Consider the following 17,697-nt stretch of genomic DNA (forward strand, 5'->3'; position numbering starts at 1 on the left):
GGGGCCCTATCTTGAGAAATGACTTTTCCCTGGAGGGTGCCGCGCGCATCCCCTTGCCCTTCAATCCCGAGTCCGCCAGCGCGATGCCTTCGGGACCGCGCTCTCCACAGGACGTGCTGTCTTGCGTCAAGGTCGCTTCGCACGAGCTTCAGGGTTTCCGGCCCATCGCCGAGAGCATCGAGTGGGACCTGGGCCATCTGCATTGGGCCCGGGCGGGGCTGCTGGCGTTCGCCGAGAACGAAGTGCCGTTCGTGGTGAACAACAGTGGGCGGCTGTCGGAAGACGCGGCTGCGCTGCTGTTCAACCACTGCATGTCGACCGAGCCGGCCGGCCCGATCCATGTGCTCGAACTGGGCGCGGGCTGCGGCTTGTTCGCCCGCTATTTTCTGCAGGCCTTCAATCAGCTGTGCCAGCAGGAAGGCCGTGCCTTCGACAGGCAACTGGTGTATTTCGTCACCGATGCGTCCGAGCGCACATTGGCGCAGTGGCGCGAGCGCCGCATGTTCGATGCATTCGGGGCACAGGTGGTCATGGCGCGATGCGATGCCACCCGGCCGACCGAGATCCGCCTCGCTGACGGAAGGGTCCAGTCGCTGCAAGCGCTGCAGGCCGTGTTCTGCAACTACGTGCTCGACGTGCTGCCCGCCACGGTGCTGCGCCGCCAGGGGGAACGCATCGAGGAACTGCGCGTGCGCACCCGGCTGACCGACAACGCCGACCTGGTGCGCCAGTACACCCCCTTGGGCCTGGAGGAGATTCGGGCCTTGGCGAATGCCCACGATCCGGACCAACGCGCATTGCTGCTGCCGCTGGCAGGCCTGTTCGATTACGAGGTGGACTTCTTTCCGCTGGAGGGCGAACTGCCGCCATTTGCCGAGCAGGCGCTGGAGCGGGCCGATCCGGTGCCGAAGCTGCTGGTCAACCACGGGGCATTCGGCGCACTGCACACGCTGCAGGGGCAGTTGGTGGACGGGGGATTCATCCTCATCAACGACTATGGTGCCAGCACGCCCCAGGCAGCTGCGGAGTCGGCGGCGCCCCAGCGCTTCGGCAAGACCAGCGCGATCGGGCTGAATTTCCCGCTGCTCGGGCAACTGTTCGACCGCGACGGCTGGCGCGTGGTGGTGCCGGAGGGCGATGCCACGCGCGCCATCCATGCCCGCCTGTTGGTCAAGGCGGAGCAGGAGCGCACCATTGCGGCGTTTAGTAACCGCTTTTGCGCCGATGCGCAGCAGTTCTTCGATGGCCCGGCGCAGGACGCGCGCGGGCATCTGCAGGCCGGCCGGCAGGATGCCGCGCTCGAAAGCTACCGCCTGGCCATTGCGCGCAATCCGCGGGACTGGCGGCTGCTGGGCGAGGTGGCGGAGTTCGTGGGCATCCAGTTGCGTGACTTCGCCGCAGGCATCGAGTTGGCGCGCAGCGCGCTGGACATCAACCCGTGGCTGAGCGCCTGGCTGTGGAACGTCCTGGGCGATTGCCTTTACTGCCTGGAGCGGCATGGCGAGGCCCAGGAGGCGTACTTCCAGGCGCAGCGCATCGATCCGAAGGACGCGCGCACCCAGCTCAACCTGGCCTATGCCTGGCAGCAGCGCGCGGATTTCGAGAAGGCGCTCGGTGCGGTGGCGCGGGGCCTGGCGGGCGACGTGCACGGCATCCACGGCCCCCGCCTGCTGGAAAAGCAGCAGCAGATCCTGGCCCAGATGGCATCGCTGCGGGCCACGGAAATGCAGCGCTCCGCAGAGCGCGCCGCGCGGCTGCAGGCGGCTTAGAGCGGCTGCCTGCTTCCCGCCTGGGGTCCCGCCGGCGCCCCGCGGCCCTTGGCCGGTATCCGGTCCTGCAGCATCGTCTGCGTGATCGCGCGGCCCACCTGTTCGAAGGCCTTGCCGGCCTCCTTCATCTCGTCCAGCCCTTCGGCGCAGGCGGCCACCACGATGGCGTTGCGGCCGTTGTCCTGCGGGTCGATCACGCCCATGTGGCAGGCCCGGTGCAGCTGCGTGCCGGTCTTGTGGATGAACCGCACGGTGCGCGGCAGGCCGGCCTCCAGGCGGTAGGCGTCGTAGGTGTCGAACTTCAGGTCCTTGTAGAGCAGTTGCTGGTGCGCCGGCGAAACGAGCTGGCCGCGCACCAGCTTTTCCAGCATGGCGCCGTAGCCCTCCAGCGTGGCGGTGTTGTGGTTCGTGCGGTAGTAGCGGTCGTAGGCCTCGTCCAGGGTCTGCACGCGCAGCGCGGAGGGCGCCACGCCGAGCGTGCGGGCGAGCGCCTGCAGGCGCTTGGGGCCCACGGGGGCGCCTGCGATGCGCACCAGGTCCATGTTGGAGAGCCGGCGCGCGTCGGGGTGGGCCTCGGCATAGACCTGGTAGCGCACCTCGGTGAAGTTGGTGATGCGGCCCACGCCGCGGCCGCCCAGCAGGGCCTGCGCGCGCTGGTTCAGCGTGTCTTCGCCCACCGCGCGGATGAGCATGTTGGCGGCCGTGTTGTCGCTCTCCATCAGCATGCGCTGCAGCAGCGATTGCACGCTGTGGCGCGTGCCTTCGGGCTGCCAGACCACGGCGCCCGAGCCGTCGACCTTGTCGCGCGCCTGCACCACGAGTTGCTGGTCCAGGCGCAGGCGGCCGGCTTCTGCCTCCTGCAGCACGGCGATCGCCACCGGCAGCTTGACGGACGAGGCCAGGTACCAGGGCCGGTCGGCCGCATGCGCGAAGGTCTCGCCGTTGTCGAGCCGCTTGACGTACAGGCCCAGTTGGCCGGGTGTGGCCTGTTCGATGCGTTCCACCTGCTGTCGCAGCGCATCGGCCCAGGCGGGCGCGGCATGGGCGGGCTCAGGGTGGGTCGTCGTCCACGCCAGCGCCAGGACCAGCAGGGCCAGGGTGGCCCCCCGGGCCCGTGGTGCCGGAAGGGGCCGCGGCGCGGCTCGGCACGGTTTGGCAGGGAGTTTCATGGGGTTTTCCATCCGACAACAGGCCCGACTGGCAGAGGGCGATGCCGACCTGCCGAAGCGTGCGGTCGGACCGGGCCGTGGACAGTTCGCCGCGCGTGCAGGCCACCACGATCACGCGCCGGTCTGTCGGCAGGCGCGGCACCGTCACGAGGCCCGAGTCGCATGTTCGGGCGCGCTGCGTGCCGGTCTTGTGGGCGAAGCGCGCACGGGTGGGTAGTCCGGCCTTGATGCGGTTCGGGCCGGTCTTCACGCGTTCCATCACGCCCAGCAGGTAGGCCGTGTGGCGCGGCTCCAGGAGCTTGCCTTCCACCAGCTGCGCGAGCAGTTCGGCGTACGCATCGAGCCGGCCGGAGTTGAGCCCGCTGGCGTAGTAGGCCTCGTAGGCCTCGCCCACCGACAGGGGCCGAAGGCCATCGGCCGGCACCCGCAGCAGGCGTGCGAGGGTGGCCTTCACATCGGCATCGGTGCGCTGCTGGTGCAGTGCGATGAAGTCGCGCCCCGACAGGTGCACGGCCTCGGGCGTGAGCTGGGCGTAGGCCTGGCGCCGCACATCCGCCAGGTGCGTGATGCGCTCGAAGCCGCCGGGCACCACCGACTGCACCAGCGCGTTCACCTCGCGCAGGCCGACGAGGTCGATCAGCATGTCGCTGGCGGTGTTGTCGCTGTACACGATCATCTGCTCCAGCAGCCAGCGCACGCTCAGCGCCGCGCCCACCGGCTGGTTCTTGGCGGGCCCGGCGCCGTCCACGTAGTCGGTGGCGCGCAGGGTGAGCGGCGTGTCCAGCGTGTAGTCGCCGCGTTCCACGCCGCGCAGCACGGCGATGGCCACCGGCACCTTGATGGACGAGGCCAGGTACCAGCGCTCCTCGCCGTGAAAGGAGAAGGACTGCCCCGTGTCCAAGTCGCGCACGTGCACGCCGAAGGCCGCGCTGCTGTGCGCGGCGACGTGGTCCAGCTCGCGCTGCAGGGCCTTGGCCCAGGGCGGCGCAGGGGTGGTTGCCGGGGGCGAGGGGTCGGGCGGCGTGGCGAGCGCGGGCGGCGGCAGCATCAATGCCGCCCCTGCGGTCCAGGCCAGGGCGATGGGGCGCAAGCGTGCGAAGGCGGTAGAGGGCATGCGTGGCGTATGGGGACAACCGGGAAGGAATGCGAAGCCGCCAAGGTACACCGGCCCCCGGCCCGGCGGCGTAACACCCCGTGCGGCGTGGGTGTGGGACAGGAGCGCATGGCAGGCTGCGGGCACTGTTTTTATAATCAGTGCCTTCGCGCACCCCCACCCTCGCACGCACCTTCGCACCCGGCCCCCCACCGCCTCCCCACCATGCCCGAGCCCACGCTCACCCGTTCCCACCGCACCCGCCTGATGCAGATCTGGCGTTCGGCCGGCTGGCCCTGCCAGGACGCGCTGGAGATCGACCTGCTGGCGGCGCGCATGGTCGCGCTGCACACCGCGCCCGAGGGCCACGCGGTGCTGCGCCTGACGGACGCGGGCATCCAGTGGCTGGCCGAGGCCCGCCAGCGCGGCCTGCGGGCCCTGAGCGCGCACGACCGGCTGGCCCAGCGCTTTGCCGAGCACCTGCTGGGCGCCGGCCGCATCGTCTGGCGCGAGCTGTCGCTGCGCGCCGCCATCGAGCCGGCGCCCCCGGAGGTGGCCCTGGCCGCCGAAGGGCCCGCCGCAACGCCGGTGGCGGGCCGTGCCGCGGCACCGGGGCGGCTTTGGGCCGACGAGGCCGATGCGCCCCCGGCCCGCGCCGCCGCCCAGGTCTGGCGCATGGCGCGGCCCGATCTGTTCTCGGTGCGCAACACCACCGTGCCCGCCTACCTGCAGCCCATGGTGCACGAGGTGAAGGCCAGCCGCGCCGACCTGCTGTCCGACCTGCGGCACGGCGCCAAGCGCCAGGCCTACCAGTGGCTGTGCGAGGAGTGCTACTACGTGTTCCCGGCCGGCGTGGCCGCGCCCGAGGAGATTCCCGAGCAGTTCGGCGTGTGGGTGCTGCACGGCGAGATCGACCACGGCCGGTTTGAGCTGCTGCGCCCCGCCCGCCACGCGGGCTGCAGCCTGCCGTTCGCCGTCTGGATGGCGCTGTGCAAGGCCACGCCGCTGCGCAGCGAGGGCGAGCCGGCGCAGGGGCTGCTGGGCGAGGGGCTGGCCGGCCTGGAGGACGCCGACCTTTCGCGGGAGGCGGCCCGGGGGCCGGCGCCGGGCCCCTGCGAGGGCGCGGCCTGATGTACACCGTGGCCGTGCGCGAGCTGTGCGAGTTCACGGCCAAGCAGGGCGATCTGGACCTGCGCTTCACCCCCGCGCCCACCGCGCTCGAAGGCATCGCCGGCCATGCCACCGTGGCCCAGCGGCGCATGGCGGGCCGGGGTGCGGGCGCCGGCCCGGGCTACGAGAGCGAGGTGGCGCTGGAGGGCCACTACCGCCACCTGCATGTGCGCGGCCGGGCCGACGGATTCGATCCCGCCGCGGGCCGGCTGGACGAGGTCAAGACCTTCAAGGGCCGGCTGGACGAGGTCAAGACCTTCAAGGGCCGGCTGGACCGGCAGCCCGACTCGCACCGCGCGCTGCATTGGGCGCAGGCCAGGGTCTATGGGTGGCTGCTGTGCCAGGCGCGGCAGCTCGCGCGGATCGACGTGGCCCTGGTGTACTTCGATATCGGCAGCCAGCAGGAGACGGTGCTGGTCGAGCCCTGTACGGCCGACGCCCTGCGCGCCCACTTCGAGGCGCAGTGCGAGCGCTTTCTCGGCTGGGCCGAGCAGGAAGCGGCCCACCGCGCCACACGCGATGCGGCGCTGCGCGCGGCGGTGTTTCCGTTCGGAGGCTTTCGCACCGGGCAGCGGCCCCTGGCCGAGGCCGTGTACCGCAGCGCCACCGCCGGGCGCTGCCTGCTGGCGCAGGCGCCCACCGGCATCGGCAAGACGGTGGGCACGCTGTTCCCGCTGCTCAAGGCGGCGCCGGGCGAGCGGCTGGACAAGGTGTTCTTCCTCACCGCCAAGACCTCGGGCCGGCAGGTGGCGCTGGATGCGCTGGCCCGCATCGCCGCGGCGCAGTCGGTGGCGGACCCGGCCGCTGCGCCGGGGGGCGATGGCGCACAGGCCCCGGCGCCTGCCGGCCGCCTGCCGCTGCGCGTGCTGGAACTGATCGCGCGCGACAAGGCCTGCGAGCATCCCGGGCAGGCCTGCCACGGCGAGTCGTGCCCGCTGGCCCGGGGTTTCTACGACCGTTTGCCGGCCGCGCGCGCGGCGGCGCTTTCGCCCACGGCTGGCGGCGGCGACCGGCCCCTGCTGGACCAGGCCCACGTGCGCGAGGCCGCCCTGGCCCACGGCGTGTGCCCCTACTACCTGGGCCAGGAACTCGCCCGCTGGGCCGACGTGGTCGTGGGCGACTACCACTACTACTTCGATGCCGGCGCGCTGCTGCACGGCCTGGCGCAGGCCAACCAGTGGCGCGTGGCGGTGCTGGTGGACGAGGCGCACAACCTCCTGGAGCGCGGCCGCCGCATGTACACGGCCGAGCTGCTGCCCGATTCGCTCTACCAGGCGCGGCATTCGGACACCGCCGCCCGCGTGCCGACGGTGAAGAAGGCGCTCGACAAGGTGCGCCGCGCCTGGGTGGCGCTGGACAAGGCGCAGCCGGGGGCCTACGCCGTGCACGAGGCCTTCCCCGTCGCGCTGCTGGCCGCGCTGCAGCAGTGCGGCAGCGCCCTGGCCGACCATTTCGCGGAGCACCCCGAGCAGATGGACCCGGCGCTGCAGGCCTTCTACCTGGAGCTGCTGCACACCCAGCGGCTGGCCGAGTGCCTGGACACGCATTCGATGGTGGACGTGGCCCGCGCCCCCGGCGGCGCGCCCGGCAGCTCGGTGGTCTGCCTGCGCAACGTGGTGCCGGCACCGTTCCTGGCGCCGCGCTTCGCGGCGGCGCACACCAGCACGCTGTTTTCCGCCACGCTGCAGCCGGCGCGCTACTACGCCGACCTGCTCGGCCTGCCGGCCGGCCATGCCGGCGTGGACGTGGCCTCGCCGTTCCAGGCCGCCCAGCTGCGCGTGGCCGTGGCCCGCCACATCTCCACGCGCTACCCGGACCGGTCCGCCTCGCTCGTGCCGATCGCGGACCTGATGGCGCAGCAGTTCGCTGACCGGCCGGGCAACTACCTGGCGTTCTTCAGCAGCTACGAATACCTGCAGCAGGTGGCCGAGGCGTTCGCGCGGCGCCACCCGCAGGTGCCGCACTGGCTGCAGTCGCGCCGCATGCAGGAGGCCGGGCAGCGCGAGTTCCTGGCGCGCTTCACCGAGGGCGGCGAGGGCATCGGCTTCGCCGTGCTGGGCGGCGCGTTCTCCGAGGGCATCGACCTGCCGGGCCGGCGCCTGATCGGCGCGTTCCTGTCCACGCTCGGGCTGCCGCAGATGAACCCGGTGAACGAGCAGATCCGCCAGCGCATGCACGCCCTCTTCGGCGCGGGCTACGACTACACCTACCTCTACCCGGGTTTGCAGAAGGTGGTGCAGGCGGCCGGCCGTGTGATCCGCTCGCCCAGCGACGAGGGCGTGGTGCACCTCATCGACGACCGCTTCGCGCGGGCCGAGGTGCAGCGGCTGCTGCCGGCCTGGTGGGCCGTGGAGGGTTAGGTCTCCAATCGGCCTCCAGCACAGATTCTTCTAGGGCATATTGCTATTCAATTTGTAGCAAATGATGCCGCGCCGCCGGGGGCATGCGGCCGCGTTCGCCGGGAAGTCCGTGGACGCGGCCAGCGCGCGCCATTGTTCGGTTTCCGCCTGCACGAACGCGTGCTTGTCGGCAATGGCCTGCAGCGTGTCGGTGCCCAGCGGCAGGCGCAGGGGCGGCGCGGGGCTGTCCACCAGTTGCAGGATGGCCTGGGCCAGGCGCACGGGGTCGCCGGGCTGGTTCAGGTGGATGCGGCGGGCCGCCTCGCGCACGGCGCCGGCGCTGGTGGCGTAGTCCTGCACGACCCGGGGCGAGATCGCCAGCGACGCCGTGTCGAGGAATTCGGTGCGAAAGTAGCCCGGCTCCACCACCGTGGCGTGGATGCCCAGCGGTGCCAGCTCGGCGTGCAGGGCTTCGGTCAGGCCCTCGACCGCGAACTTGGTCGAGCAATACACGCCGAAACCCGCACTCGATTGCACCCCGCCCAGCGACGAGATGTTGATCACGTGGCCGGCGCGTTGCGCGCGCAGGGTGGGCAGCACGGCACGGGTCACGTTCAGCAAGCCGAACACGTTGGTGTCGTAGAGGCTGCGCACCTCGTCGGCGGTGGCCTCTTCCACCGCGCCCAGCAGGCCGTAGCCCGCGTTGTTGACCAGCACGTCGATGCGGCCGAAGCGTTCCAGCGCGGCGCCCACCGCCTGGCGGGCCTGCGCCTCGTCGGTCACGTCCAGGGCCACGGCCAGCAGTGCTTCGTGGGTGCCCAGCCGCTGGGTGACGGACTGCGCGCTGCGCGAGGTGGCCACCACGGCATCGCCCCGGGCCAGCGCGGCCTCTGCGATGCGGGCACCGATGCCGCGCGAGGCGCCGGTGATCAGCCAGACGCGGGGATGGGAAGACGACGAAGCGGAGGTGGAAGCGGAAGTGGAAGCGGAAGTGGCAATGGAAGCGGTGGCGGTCATGGAAAGGTCCTCGGGTCGATGGGTGTCTGCTCGGTCCGGCAGGCCGGTCGATCCGGCTGCCGTGGGTGGGACTTTAGGCACGCCATTGCCATTGCACTAGCCCATAATCCCTCGATTCATACGCAAGTGATACTTGTCAATCGACGGTCAATCAAGGGGAAATGCCATGGCCATCAACGAACTGCGGGCCATCGCCACCTTCGCGAAAGCCGCCGAACTCGGCAGCCTGCGCCAGGCGGCCTCGGCACAAGGCGTCACGCCGCAGGCGGCCAGCCTGGCGCTGGCACAGCTGGAGGCGCACCTGGGCGTGCGGCTGTTCCACCGCACCACGCGCAGCCTCAGCCTGACGGAGGAGGGCCGCCGGTTTCTCGATGCCGCGCAGCCCGGGCTGGCCACCTTGCAGCGGGCGGTGCACGGCACGCGGCGCGGGCGTGAGGAGATCGCCGGGCCGCTGCGCATCACCGCGCCGCGGTCGATGATGCTGGAGGTCATCTGGCCCGTGTTGGACGCGTTCTGCCGCCGCTATCCGCAAGTGGAGCCCGATGTGCAGCTGGACGACCGCATCGGCAACTGGGTGGAGGACCGGGTGGACGTTGGCTTTCGCTCCGGCTACCCGCCCGAGGGCGGGGTCGTCGCGCGGCGCCTGATGGCGCTGCAGCTCGTGGTGTGCGCCACGCCGGAATACCTGGCGCGCCATGGCGTGCCGTTGCGCATCGAAGACCTGGCCGGGCACCGCTGCAGCGGTTTTCGCCACCCCGCCACGGGCAAGCCCATGCCGTGGGAGTTCCGCGTGGGCGAAGAGATCGTGGCCCACGCCGTCGCGCCGGCGTTCTGCGTCAACGACATCGAGCTGGAGGCGCGCGCCGTGCTGGGCGGCCACGCGATCGGACAGCTGGTGGGCACCACCGCCGCGCCGCTGGTGCGCAGCGGCCGGCTGGTGCCGGTGCTGACCGATGTGGTCGCGCACCACCTGGGCCTGTACGTCTACTACGGCAGCCGTGCGGCCCAGCCGGCGCGGGTGCGTGCCTTCATCGACCTGGCGGTGGACATGCTGGCGGACAACCCGGCGTTCGGCCTGAGCCCGCAGGAGTTGGCGGGGGCCAGCGCGGCGCACGCGAAGGCGCTGAAGAAAAGCCAGAAAGCCGCTGCCGCCCGGGCGCCGACCCGCTCGGGGTGATGCGCCAGGCGGGGCCTGCCCCTCGGCGCAGCGCCCGTGTCAGCCGCGGCGCAGCCGGCACGCCATCAGGATTTCGTCGTGGTACTGGCCATCGACGCAAAGGTACTCCCGCTCGACGCCGTACGCCACGAAGCCCAGCGCCCGGTACAGCGCCACCGCCGCCGTGTTCGACGCGGTCACCCCCAGGTTGACCTGGCGCACGCCCAGCGGATCGACGGCGTAGTCCAGGGCATGGCGGAGCAGGCGCCGCCCCACGGACCGGCGCCGCGCTTCGGGCGCCACGTACATGCCCCAGAGGAACGCCTTGTGCGAGAGCTGACGCATGTCCTCGCGCTTGATGCCCACGGTGGCGACGAGCGTGCCGCCGTCGAACGCGCCCAGCACGGCCCGGCCGGGCTGGGGCTGCAGGCGGCGTTCGAAGTCGGCCAGGGGCGTGGCGGCCTCTTCCTCGTAGCTGGACGAGAACGCCTGCGGGCATTCGCGCAGCCCGCGCAGCCGCAGGGCGGCGAACGGCGCGGCGTCGCCGGGGGTGAGGGGGCGCAACTGCAGGGCGTCGAGGTCGGGGGGCATGGAGGGCATGGGTCAAGCGGGGCGGCCGAGAAGGGCCGGGGGGCCGGGCCGTCGCGGCGGCTTCCGGGGGCGGGTGAACGATCCGGTGCGGGGATGCGTTCCGTTATACCAACCTGCACGGCGAAGGCGGGTTGGCGAACCGCCAGAATCGGTGCACAGTTCCGCGAACGCACCGCCCCACCGCCGGCCGAACCCCCACCCCTCACCCCGCTCCACGCCATGTCCGCCTCCATCGATCCGCCCCGCGCTCCGCTCGCCCCGGTGGCGCGCGTGCTGGCGGAAGCGGCGCTGCAGCGGCAGAACACCCTGCTCGGCGTCGATGCCTCGGGGGTGCCCGCGGCGGGAGGTGCCGATGGCGGCACCCCGGTGCCCGGCGCGTTGCCCCTGCCCCCCACGGCGCAGCGCCCGCCCCTGCCCGCGCCGGCCGACCGCGTCAGCATTTCTCCGCAGGCCCGCCAGAGCCTGGAGGGCGCGGCGACCGGGCCGGCGGGCGCGGCATCCGCCGCCCGTGTGGCCGTCCCGGGGCCGGGTGCTTCCGCCACGGCAGCGCCGGCCGCTGGGCTTGCCGGTGCCGCACCGGCACCGGGCGCGGCCGCCGTGCAGGGCCTGCCCTGGCCCACCAGCGGCGTCGGCGCCCCGTTGCGCCAGATGCTCGGCGCGCTGCTGCAGCAACTCACGGCACCCACGGGGCGGCCTCAGCAGGTCGCCGTGGCGCAGCCGTGGCCCGCGGCCCTGGCGCAGGGCGCGGCGGACGAGCTGCCGCCCCTGCAGACCTGGCTGGCGCGCCAGGGCGTGGTGGAAACGGCCGATGGCCCGCGCGGCTACGCCCTCACGCTGCGGGTGCCGGCGGCGTGGCTGCAGCAGCAACAGCCGTCGGCGGCGGCAGGCGGGTCGCCCGCGTCGGCAGGGGCCGGCCCGGCGGTGCCCGGCGAAGCCTCGCCGCCGCTCGTCTTCGCGGGTCGCCCGCAGGCGCTGCAGTCGGGGCTGTTCGCGCTGGTGCTGCAGTCGGGCGAGGGCGCGGCGGCCAGCCGCACCAGTGCCCTGCTGGCCCTGGACCTGGCGCCGCACGCCCAGGCGGCGGCCGTGGTGTACGGGCGGGACATGCTGGCCCTGCAGCGCTCCGATCCCTGGCTGCAGATGGCCGCGCTGCAGGCCAGCGGCTGGCGCCCCGAGGACGACGAGGCCGGGCGCAGCGGGCAGGGCGAGGCGTGCGACACGGCGGGCTGCCCCTACGCGGGCCGGGCGCCCTGCGTGCAGCCCTTTTGCGTGGCGCTGCGGGTCTTCGAGGCTGGTGCGGCGCGGCCGGCGGGCGATGCGCCGCAGGGCTCCGGCCCGCCGCCCTGACCGGCGTACGGGCATGAAAAAACCGCCAGGCCCGGTGGGGCGCTGGCGGTCCATTCCAGGGAAGGGCGCCGGCCGGGTAGGCCGGCGGACCCTCCTCGGGCCAAGGCGGGTCAGGGGTACAGACCGCGCATTTCGCGGGCGTGCAGGATGCGCTGGCACGCCACGATGAAGGTGGCCGTGCGCAGGCTCACCTTGTGTTCCTGCGCCACGTGCCAGATGCCGGCGAAGGCCTCCTGCATGATGCGCACGAGGCGGGCGTTGATCTCGTCCTCGCTCCAGAAGAAGCTGGAGAAATCCTGCACCCATTCGAAGTAGCTCACCGTCACGCCGCCGGCGTTGGCGATCACGTCGGGCAGCACCAGCACGCCCTTGTCGTGCAGGATGTCGTCGGCCTCGGTGGTCGTGGGGCCGTTGGCGCCCTCGATCACGAGCTTGGCCTTGATCTGGCCGGCGTTGTGCTTGGTGATCTGGCCTTCCAGCGCGGCGGGGATGAGGATCTCGCAGTCCACGCCCCAAAAGTCTTCCTTGGCGATCGCATCGGCGCCGGCGAAGCCGCCCACGCCGCCCGTCTTCTTGACGTGCTCCAGCAGGGCGGGCACGTCCAGGCCGCCCTGGTGGAAGATGGTGCCGGTGTGGTCCTGCACGGCCACGACCTTGGCGCCCGCTTCGGCGAACAGCTTGCCGGCGATGCCGCCCACGTTGCCGAAGCCCTGCACCGCGATGCGCGCGCCTTCCAGCGGCAGACCCGTCAGCTTGGCGGCTTCCACGCCCACGGTGTACACGCCGCGGCCGGTGGCCTCGACGCGGCCGAGCGAGCCGCCCAGGTCCACCGGCTTGCCGGTGACCACGCCCGTGGCGGTGGCGCCGGTGTTCATGGAGTACGTGTCCATCATCCAGGCCATGACCTGGCCGTTGGTGTTCACGTCAGGGGCGGGGATGTCCTTGGAAGGGCCGATGAGCAGGCCGATCTCGCTGGTGTAGCGGCGCGTCAGGCGCTCCAGCTCGCCGCGCGACAGCTTCTTGGGATCGACGCGGATGCCGCCCTTGGCACCGCCGTAGGGCACGTTCACGGCCGCGTTCTTGACCGACATCCAGGCCGACAGGGCCATCACCTCGGACAGCGTGACGTCCTGGTGGAAGCGCACGCCGCCCTTGCCGGGACCGCGGCTCAGGTTGTGCTGCACGCGGTAGCCCTCGAAGTGGGCGATGGTGCCGTTGTCCAGCTCGATCGGCACGTCCACGATCAGGATGCGCTTGGGGCGCTTGAGCGTTTCCACCCAGCGCGCCAGGTTGCCCAGGTAGGGCGTGACGCGGTCCACCTGCTGCAGGTAGTTGCCCCACGGGCCGAGGTCGTCGGCCTGGAGGTAGGAGGGCAGTTCGTGCTGGGTGCGGGTGCCGTTGGTGTTCGACATGAGGGGGTTTCCTTGAAGGAGGGATCAGTTCAGACAACGGAGCTTATGCCTGCCCCCGGCAACTGTCCAAGGCCGGAGTGTTACAGGTTTATGCGCCAAATGCATAATCTGGGCAACGGGTCGCAACGCCGTTTTTCAAGGGCCGGCCGACGGGCGGTCGCGCGGCTCATTCCACCTGGATGCCCGCCAGCGCGGGATCGCCTTCGGGGTAGCGCAGGCCGAGCCGGGCCAGCACCTCGCGCAGCACGGTGGCGATCATGAGGTTGCGGTGGGTCTTGGAGTCGGCGGGCACGATGGTCCAGGGGGCCCACGGCGTGTGCGTGGCGGCCAGCAGGGTGGCGTAGGCGCGCTGGTAGTCGTCCCACTGCTTGCGCGCGGCGATGTCGCCCAGGTCGAATTTCCAGTGCTTGGCCGGGTCGTCCAGGCGCTCCTGCAGGCGCTTGCGCTGCTCGTCCCGGCTGATGTGCAGCATGAACTTCACCACCACGGTGCCGGTTTCGGTCAGCAGGCGTTCGAAGTCGTTGATGTGCGCCAGCCGCTGGCGGTGCTGCTCGGGTGTGATCCAGCCGTTCACCACGGGCACCAGCACGTCTTCATAGTGGCTGCGGTTGAACACGGTCAGCTCGCCCGCGCCGGGCACCTGCTGGTGGATGCGCCAGAGGTAGTCGTGGGCGCGTTCGGTGTCGGTGGGGGCCTTCCAGCCCACGGCGTGCACGCCCAGCGCGCTCATGCGGCCGAACACCCCGCGCACCGTGCCGTCCTTGCCGGAGGTGTCGGTGCCCTGCAGGATCACCAGGAGCTTGTAGCGCTTGTCGGCGTACAGCAGGTCCTGCAGGGTGTCCAGTTCGAGGGCCAGGGCTTCGACGCGCGCCTTGTCGCTGGCCTTGTCGCCCTGCGAGAAGGGCTTGGCCGAGGGGTCGAAGCGGGCCAGGTCCAGGGCGGGCAGGGGGGCTTCTTTCGCCGCTGCCTTGGCCTCGGCCTTCGCGGCCTTGCCGGCCGGCTCCGCGTGGGCCGGCGCGGGCTGCCATGGCGCCAGGCGCCGGGCGATCTCGTCGGGGGTCAGGGGAGCGGGGGCGGGGGCTTTGGCGGCCATGGCGGGTCCTGGTGGGGTGGAAAAGTCCGTAGTGTCGCGCGGGCCGCACAATCATCGCCCGAGCCCCTGAACGAGAAAGCCCTGCCATGCCCGTCGACCCCGCCGTGAATTCCGCCGATTCCTCCCCTCCGGTTGCCGGGGCTGCCGCGGTCGCGCAGGCCCTGCTGCAGGCCCGCGCCACTGCCGTGCCCGCCGACGCGCAGCCGCTGGCGGCGGCCCTGCCGGACGCCGATGCGGCCTATGCCGTGCAGGGCGCCGTGGCGCAGGCGCTGGGCTGGTGGTCCACCGGCGTGCCCCGGTGCTGGAAATCCGGCGGTGCGGACCGCGCGACCGTGCTGACCCACGCCCCGCTGCCCGAGGCGGGCGTGTGGACCCATCCGGCCCAGGCGCAGGCTTGGCCGTTCGCGCTGCGCGGCATCGAGGCCGAGATCGCCCTGCGGCTGGGCCAGGCGGTGGATGCCGCCGCTGCGGCCCGGCTGGCCGACGGCGAGGGCGCGCACCTGATCGACGCGATGGCCGTGTCGATCGAGATCGTGGAAACGCGCTGGGCCCAGGACGGCGCGGTGGCCGGCCTGCTCACGCTGGCCGACCAGCAGTCGCACGGCGCGCTGGTGCTGGGCGACTGGGTGCCGTTCGATGCCGGCGTGCCGCCCGACTGGGCGCAGCAGCGCTGCACGGTGCGCATCACGGGCCAGGACGCGGTGGAGCGCCAGGGCACGCATTCGCTGGGCGATCCCGCCTGGCTGCTGGCCGCGTGGCTGCGCCATGCCACGCAGCACTTCGGCACCCTGCCGGCCGGCACGGTGGTCACCACCGGCAACTGGGCCGGGCGGCTGAACGCCCGCCTGGGCGATGCGGTGGAGGTGGCGTTCGACGGCATCGGCAACGCGAGCGTGCAGCTGTAGGGCAGTTCTTTTGTCGTCTCGACCACAGATTAAGCGCTCTTGCAAATGTGCCCTTGGGCTCTAATGGCCCTAGCCTGTGGAGGTTGGCTTGGTCGCACTTAAACCTGACAGCCTTGATAGGCTTCAGGAGCGGAAGAAAGTCCGTCCATATAGTTCTTCTGGGCTGGGTTATGACTTTTTCACTACCTCTGCCGTCAAATTAATTACCTTATTTGCGAGAGCCTGAACGTCTAAAGGAAAAGAGGTGGAGCTATCAGCTTTTCCGTTTCCAAAAAAGACTCTTCTTGCTAACTCGACCTTTATTGCATCCCGAGCGCTTTGTTCTTGGACCTCCGCTAGATAAGGAGTAAGTGCTAAAAAATCAAGCGAAGTTCGCCGTAACTCTATCGATTGAGCTCTGTGCTTTCCTGCCTCTCTTGCAAGGTATCCTGTAGGTACCGCAATAATGAGCGAAATGATAATGCGCACGACTGCATCTTTCCAGTCAGCCGGGGACGCAGCCAGGGTATACAAAGTGTGAGACAAGATTACGAAAGTTGCGAACATAAGCACGATGCTTAGTCCTCGAAAGATATCTGCAGAGCGTTCTTCTTTCCCAGCACTGCCTGCGTAACCGTGGGATAGAACTCTGTTGGCCATCGCATCTAATATCGACTCTGCCTTTTTTTCGTAGACCACAAAATGTTCTGAGCGCTCCGAAACCGCCCGTAAGGCATCACTGAACCGCCGTTCGAGGTCTACGAGTTGCCCCTCCAAATGTTTGCGCACCACTTCTGATTGGTGGGACACATCATTCTCTACACGCTGCACCGCACGATCAGCGGTATCGGCTAGAGCTTTTAGCCTCGCTTCCATTGCTAACATTTGCCTATCGGTTGTCTCTAGCCTCGCCTGAGCCTCGGTCACGTCCCGCAAAAGGCGATCATTTTTTTCAGGTGAATCGGAATTTAGCGATGGAGCATTTGTTAGGGTCGGGTTTCCCATCAGGCTCGTTACGTCGATTGCATGCGCTTCGCAATAGTTTTTTAGATCCTCGGAAATATTTTTTAGTTGTTCTCGCTCAGCATTCCCTTTGTTGGCAAAAGAGGGGGAGGCCAAAAGCGCGAAATTTATGTTTAAACCACAGTTAGCAATGGCCAATGCCGCCTCCACTGCGGCATCAAGCCAATCCTCACGAATTACTGTTTGTTGAAATGCGTTGTATCGATTTGCCATAAAACTTGCTGGGTCCGCAACGGCTTTTGGCAAATGTGGATTTCCTAGCGCTGTCTGCAGCCCCCAAAACCCGTTTAGCACTGCTTCTGTCTTTTGCGCAAGAACGGATGGGTCTGCGCGATCAGTGGGATAAGAGTTCATTTTTTGATCTGTTAAGAGGAAGTTGTTCTAAGGCGTTATATCGTACTGGCAACCTGTCTTTAATCTGGTATACGAACTGCTACGCTCGTTATCGGTGCGGTTCCATAAATTGGTTTTCTTTTGCGTTGGATATTCACTACACCTGCTCCATTAACAAGGCTGGTTGACCCACTTCGTTACCTAAGAACTTGTTACCGCACACCCGCGACTGAAATCCTCAGACGCTTAAATTTGCTATAAAAAATATAGCCATACGCCCTAGTGGAATATGCGCTAAGGCCTGTTTTGGCTCAAAGGCCGCGCGGCCTGCCCGTCGATCAGCTCCACGAAGCGCCGCGCGCCCAGGCCCAGCGGGCGCTCCTTGGACCACACCACGTCCACCCACAGCGCAACGCCGTTGCTCAGGTTCTCGAAGGGCATCTCCACCAGCGAGCCCGCCGCGATGCGCGGCTGCACCAGCGCGCGCGGCTGCCAGCCCCAGCCCAGGCCCGCCTCGATCAGGCCCAGCGCGGCCAGGTGGTTGTCGGTGCGCCAGTGGTGGCGCGCGAACACGAAGCGCGGATCGGTCTGCGCCAGGTCGCGGCTGGCCACGACGATCTGGCGCGTGGTGGTCAGGTGCTCCTCGCGGAGCAGGGCGGCGGCGGGGGGCTCGCCGCGCTCCGCGGCCGCGGCCTGCGCGGCGGCCAGCACGGGGTGGCCCGGCGCCATCACGGCGACCAGGATTTCGCTGCCCACCTCCTGGAAGCCCTCGCGCCCGTCCATGCTGGGCCGCTCGAACACCAGCGCCAGCTGCGCGCGCCCGGCGTGCAGCAGCGCCAGCGCATCGGCCTGCGGCGCGGCCAGCACCTCGACCTGCAGCAGCGGGTGCTCCTCAGCCAGGGCCGCCAGCGGGCTGCGCCAGTGGGCGGCCAGCAGCTCGGGCGCGATGGCCAGGGTCAGGCGTTCCTCCAGCCCCTGGGTGAGGGCCAGCGCCTGCGCGTTCAGCTGCTTGAGCTGCGCCGCCAGCAGCCGCGCCTGGGGCTCCAGCGCACGGGCCGCGGCGGTGGGGCGAGGCTCGCGGCCGGTGCGGTCGAACAGCGGCACGGCCAGCTCGGCTTCGAGGTGGGCGATGGTCATGCTCACGGCCGAGGGCACGCGCGACAGCGCCCGCGCCGCGGCCGAGAACGAGCCCTGGTCCAGCACGGCCAGAAACACCTGCACGCTGTCGGAAGAAAACGCCATGGGGCCGGAGTATCTATCAATAAAACTGAAACAAGCTGACTTTATGTATCAGCCGAGCGCAC

Annotated in this window: 14 protein-coding genes; 6 read left to right on the forward strand and 8 right to left on the reverse strand. The window is 70.0% G+C overall.

The genetic code is table 11. The features are described from left to right. Positions 1–53: 53 nt before the first annotated feature. Positions 54–1,769 (forward strand): SAM-dependent methyltransferase, encoded by a 1,716-nt coding sequence (locus AVTE2539_RS10600; protein ID WP_284410406.1) that lies wholly within the window; start codon positions 54–56, stop codon positions 1,767–1,769. On the opposite strand, the gene AVTE2539_RS10605 is transcribed toward AVTE2539_RS10600, so the two are convergent. Further along, positions 1,766–2,938 (reverse strand): serine hydrolase, encoded by a 1,173-nt coding sequence (locus AVTE2539_RS10605; RefSeq protein ID WP_284410408.1) that lies wholly within the window; start codon positions 2,936–2,938, stop codon positions 1,766–1,768. The two genes, AVTE2539_RS10600 and AVTE2539_RS10605, sit on opposite strands and share 4 nt — an antisense overlap. Then, a complete protein-coding gene (locus tag AVTE2539_RS10610; RefSeq protein ID WP_284410411.1) occupies positions 2,820–3,986 on the reverse strand; it encodes a serine hydrolase in 1,167 nt (388 codons plus the stop codon). Before AVTE2539_RS10610 ends, AVTE2539_RS10605 begins: the two co-directional genes overlap by 119 nt. 270 nt (positions 3,987–4,256) lie before the next feature. Here AVTE2539_RS10610 and AVTE2539_RS10615 point away from each other — a divergent pair, with 270 nt between their 5' ends. Continuing rightward, positions 4,257–5,162: a hypothetical protein gene (locus tag AVTE2539_RS10615; RefSeq protein ID WP_284410413.1), complete on the forward strand. Its 906-nt coding sequence runs from the start codon at positions 4,257–4,259 to the stop codon at positions 5,160–5,162. After that, positions 5,162–7,561, forward strand: coding sequence for an ATP-dependent DNA helicase (locus AVTE2539_RS10620; RefSeq protein ID WP_284410415.1), 2,400 nt, complete (start codon positions 5,162–5,164; stop codon positions 7,559–7,561). The genes AVTE2539_RS10615 and AVTE2539_RS10620 overlap by 1 nt, the downstream gene beginning before the upstream one ends. A 30-nt stretch (positions 7,562–7,591) precedes the next feature. Here the strand turns inward: AVTE2539_RS10620 and AVTE2539_RS10625 are convergent, their stop codons facing one another. After that, entirely contained in the window at positions 7,592–8,557 is a 966-nt protein-coding gene (locus AVTE2539_RS10625) for an oxidoreductase (RefSeq protein WP_284410416.1), read from the reverse strand. Positions 8,558–8,723: 166 nt separating this feature from the next. Between AVTE2539_RS10625 and AVTE2539_RS10630 the strand changes: the two genes are divergently transcribed. Continuing rightward, complete coding sequence (locus AVTE2539_RS10630; RefSeq protein ID WP_284410418.1) at positions 8,724–9,734, forward strand: LysR family transcriptional regulator; 1,011 nt, start codon at positions 8,724–8,726, stop codon at positions 9,732–9,734. Between the two features lie 39 nt (positions 9,735–9,773). Here the strand turns inward: AVTE2539_RS10630 and AVTE2539_RS10635 are convergent, their stop codons facing one another. Next, positions 9,774–10,304 (reverse strand): GNAT family N-acetyltransferase, encoded by a 531-nt coding sequence (locus tag AVTE2539_RS10635; protein WP_284410420.1) that lies wholly within the window; start codon positions 10,302–10,304, stop codon positions 9,774–9,776. Between the two features lie 219 nt (positions 10,305–10,523). On the opposite strand from AVTE2539_RS10635, the gene AVTE2539_RS10640 reads away from it, so the two are divergent. Next, positions 10,524–11,648 carry a hypothetical protein gene (locus AVTE2539_RS10640; RefSeq protein ID WP_284410423.1) on the forward strand — a complete coding sequence of 375 codons (1,125 nt, stop codon included), beginning with the start codon at positions 10,524–10,526 and terminating at the stop codon, positions 11,646–11,648. A 110-nt stretch (positions 11,649–11,758) separates the two neighbouring features. On the opposite strand, the gene AVTE2539_RS10645 is transcribed toward AVTE2539_RS10640, so the two are convergent. Then, positions 11,759–13,060, reverse strand: coding sequence for a Glu/Leu/Phe/Val family dehydrogenase (locus tag AVTE2539_RS10645; RefSeq protein ID WP_284394697.1), 1,302 nt, complete (start codon positions 13,058–13,060; stop codon positions 11,759–11,761). Positions 13,061–13,226: 166 nt separating this feature from the next. Continuing rightward, entirely contained in the window at positions 13,227–14,153 is a 927-nt protein-coding gene (locus tag AVTE2539_RS10650) for a PPK2 family polyphosphate kinase (protein WP_284410425.1), read from the reverse strand. 86 nt (positions 14,154–14,239) lie between these two features. Between AVTE2539_RS10650 and AVTE2539_RS10655 the strand changes: the two genes are divergently transcribed. Further along, positions 14,240–15,058, forward strand: coding sequence for a fumarylacetoacetate hydrolase family protein (locus tag AVTE2539_RS10655; RefSeq protein WP_284410427.1), 819 nt, complete (start codon positions 14,240–14,242; stop codon positions 15,056–15,058). Positions 15,059–15,226: 168 nt separating this feature from the next. Here AVTE2539_RS10655 and AVTE2539_RS10660 read toward each other — a convergent pair whose 3' ends face one another. Together AVTE2539_RS10660 and AVTE2539_RS10665 are read right to left on the reverse strand one after the other, a co-directional pair. Further along, positions 15,227–16,414 carry a hypothetical protein gene (locus AVTE2539_RS10660; protein WP_284410433.1) on the reverse strand — a complete coding sequence of 396 codons (1,188 nt, stop codon included), beginning with the start codon at positions 16,412–16,414 and terminating at the stop codon, positions 15,227–15,229. Between the two features lie 273 nt (positions 16,415–16,687). Beyond that, positions 16,688–17,635 carry a LysR family transcriptional regulator gene (locus AVTE2539_RS10665; protein WP_284410435.1) on the reverse strand — a complete coding sequence of 316 codons (948 nt, stop codon included), beginning with the start codon at positions 17,633–17,635 and terminating at the stop codon, positions 16,688–16,690. Between the last annotated feature and the right edge of the window lie 62 nt (positions 17,636–17,697).

It is taken from the genome of Acidovorax sp. SUPP2539 (assembly GCF_030158975.1).
Taxonomy (GTDB): Bacteria; Pseudomonadota; Gammaproteobacteria; order Burkholderiales; family Burkholderiaceae_C; genus Paracidovorax.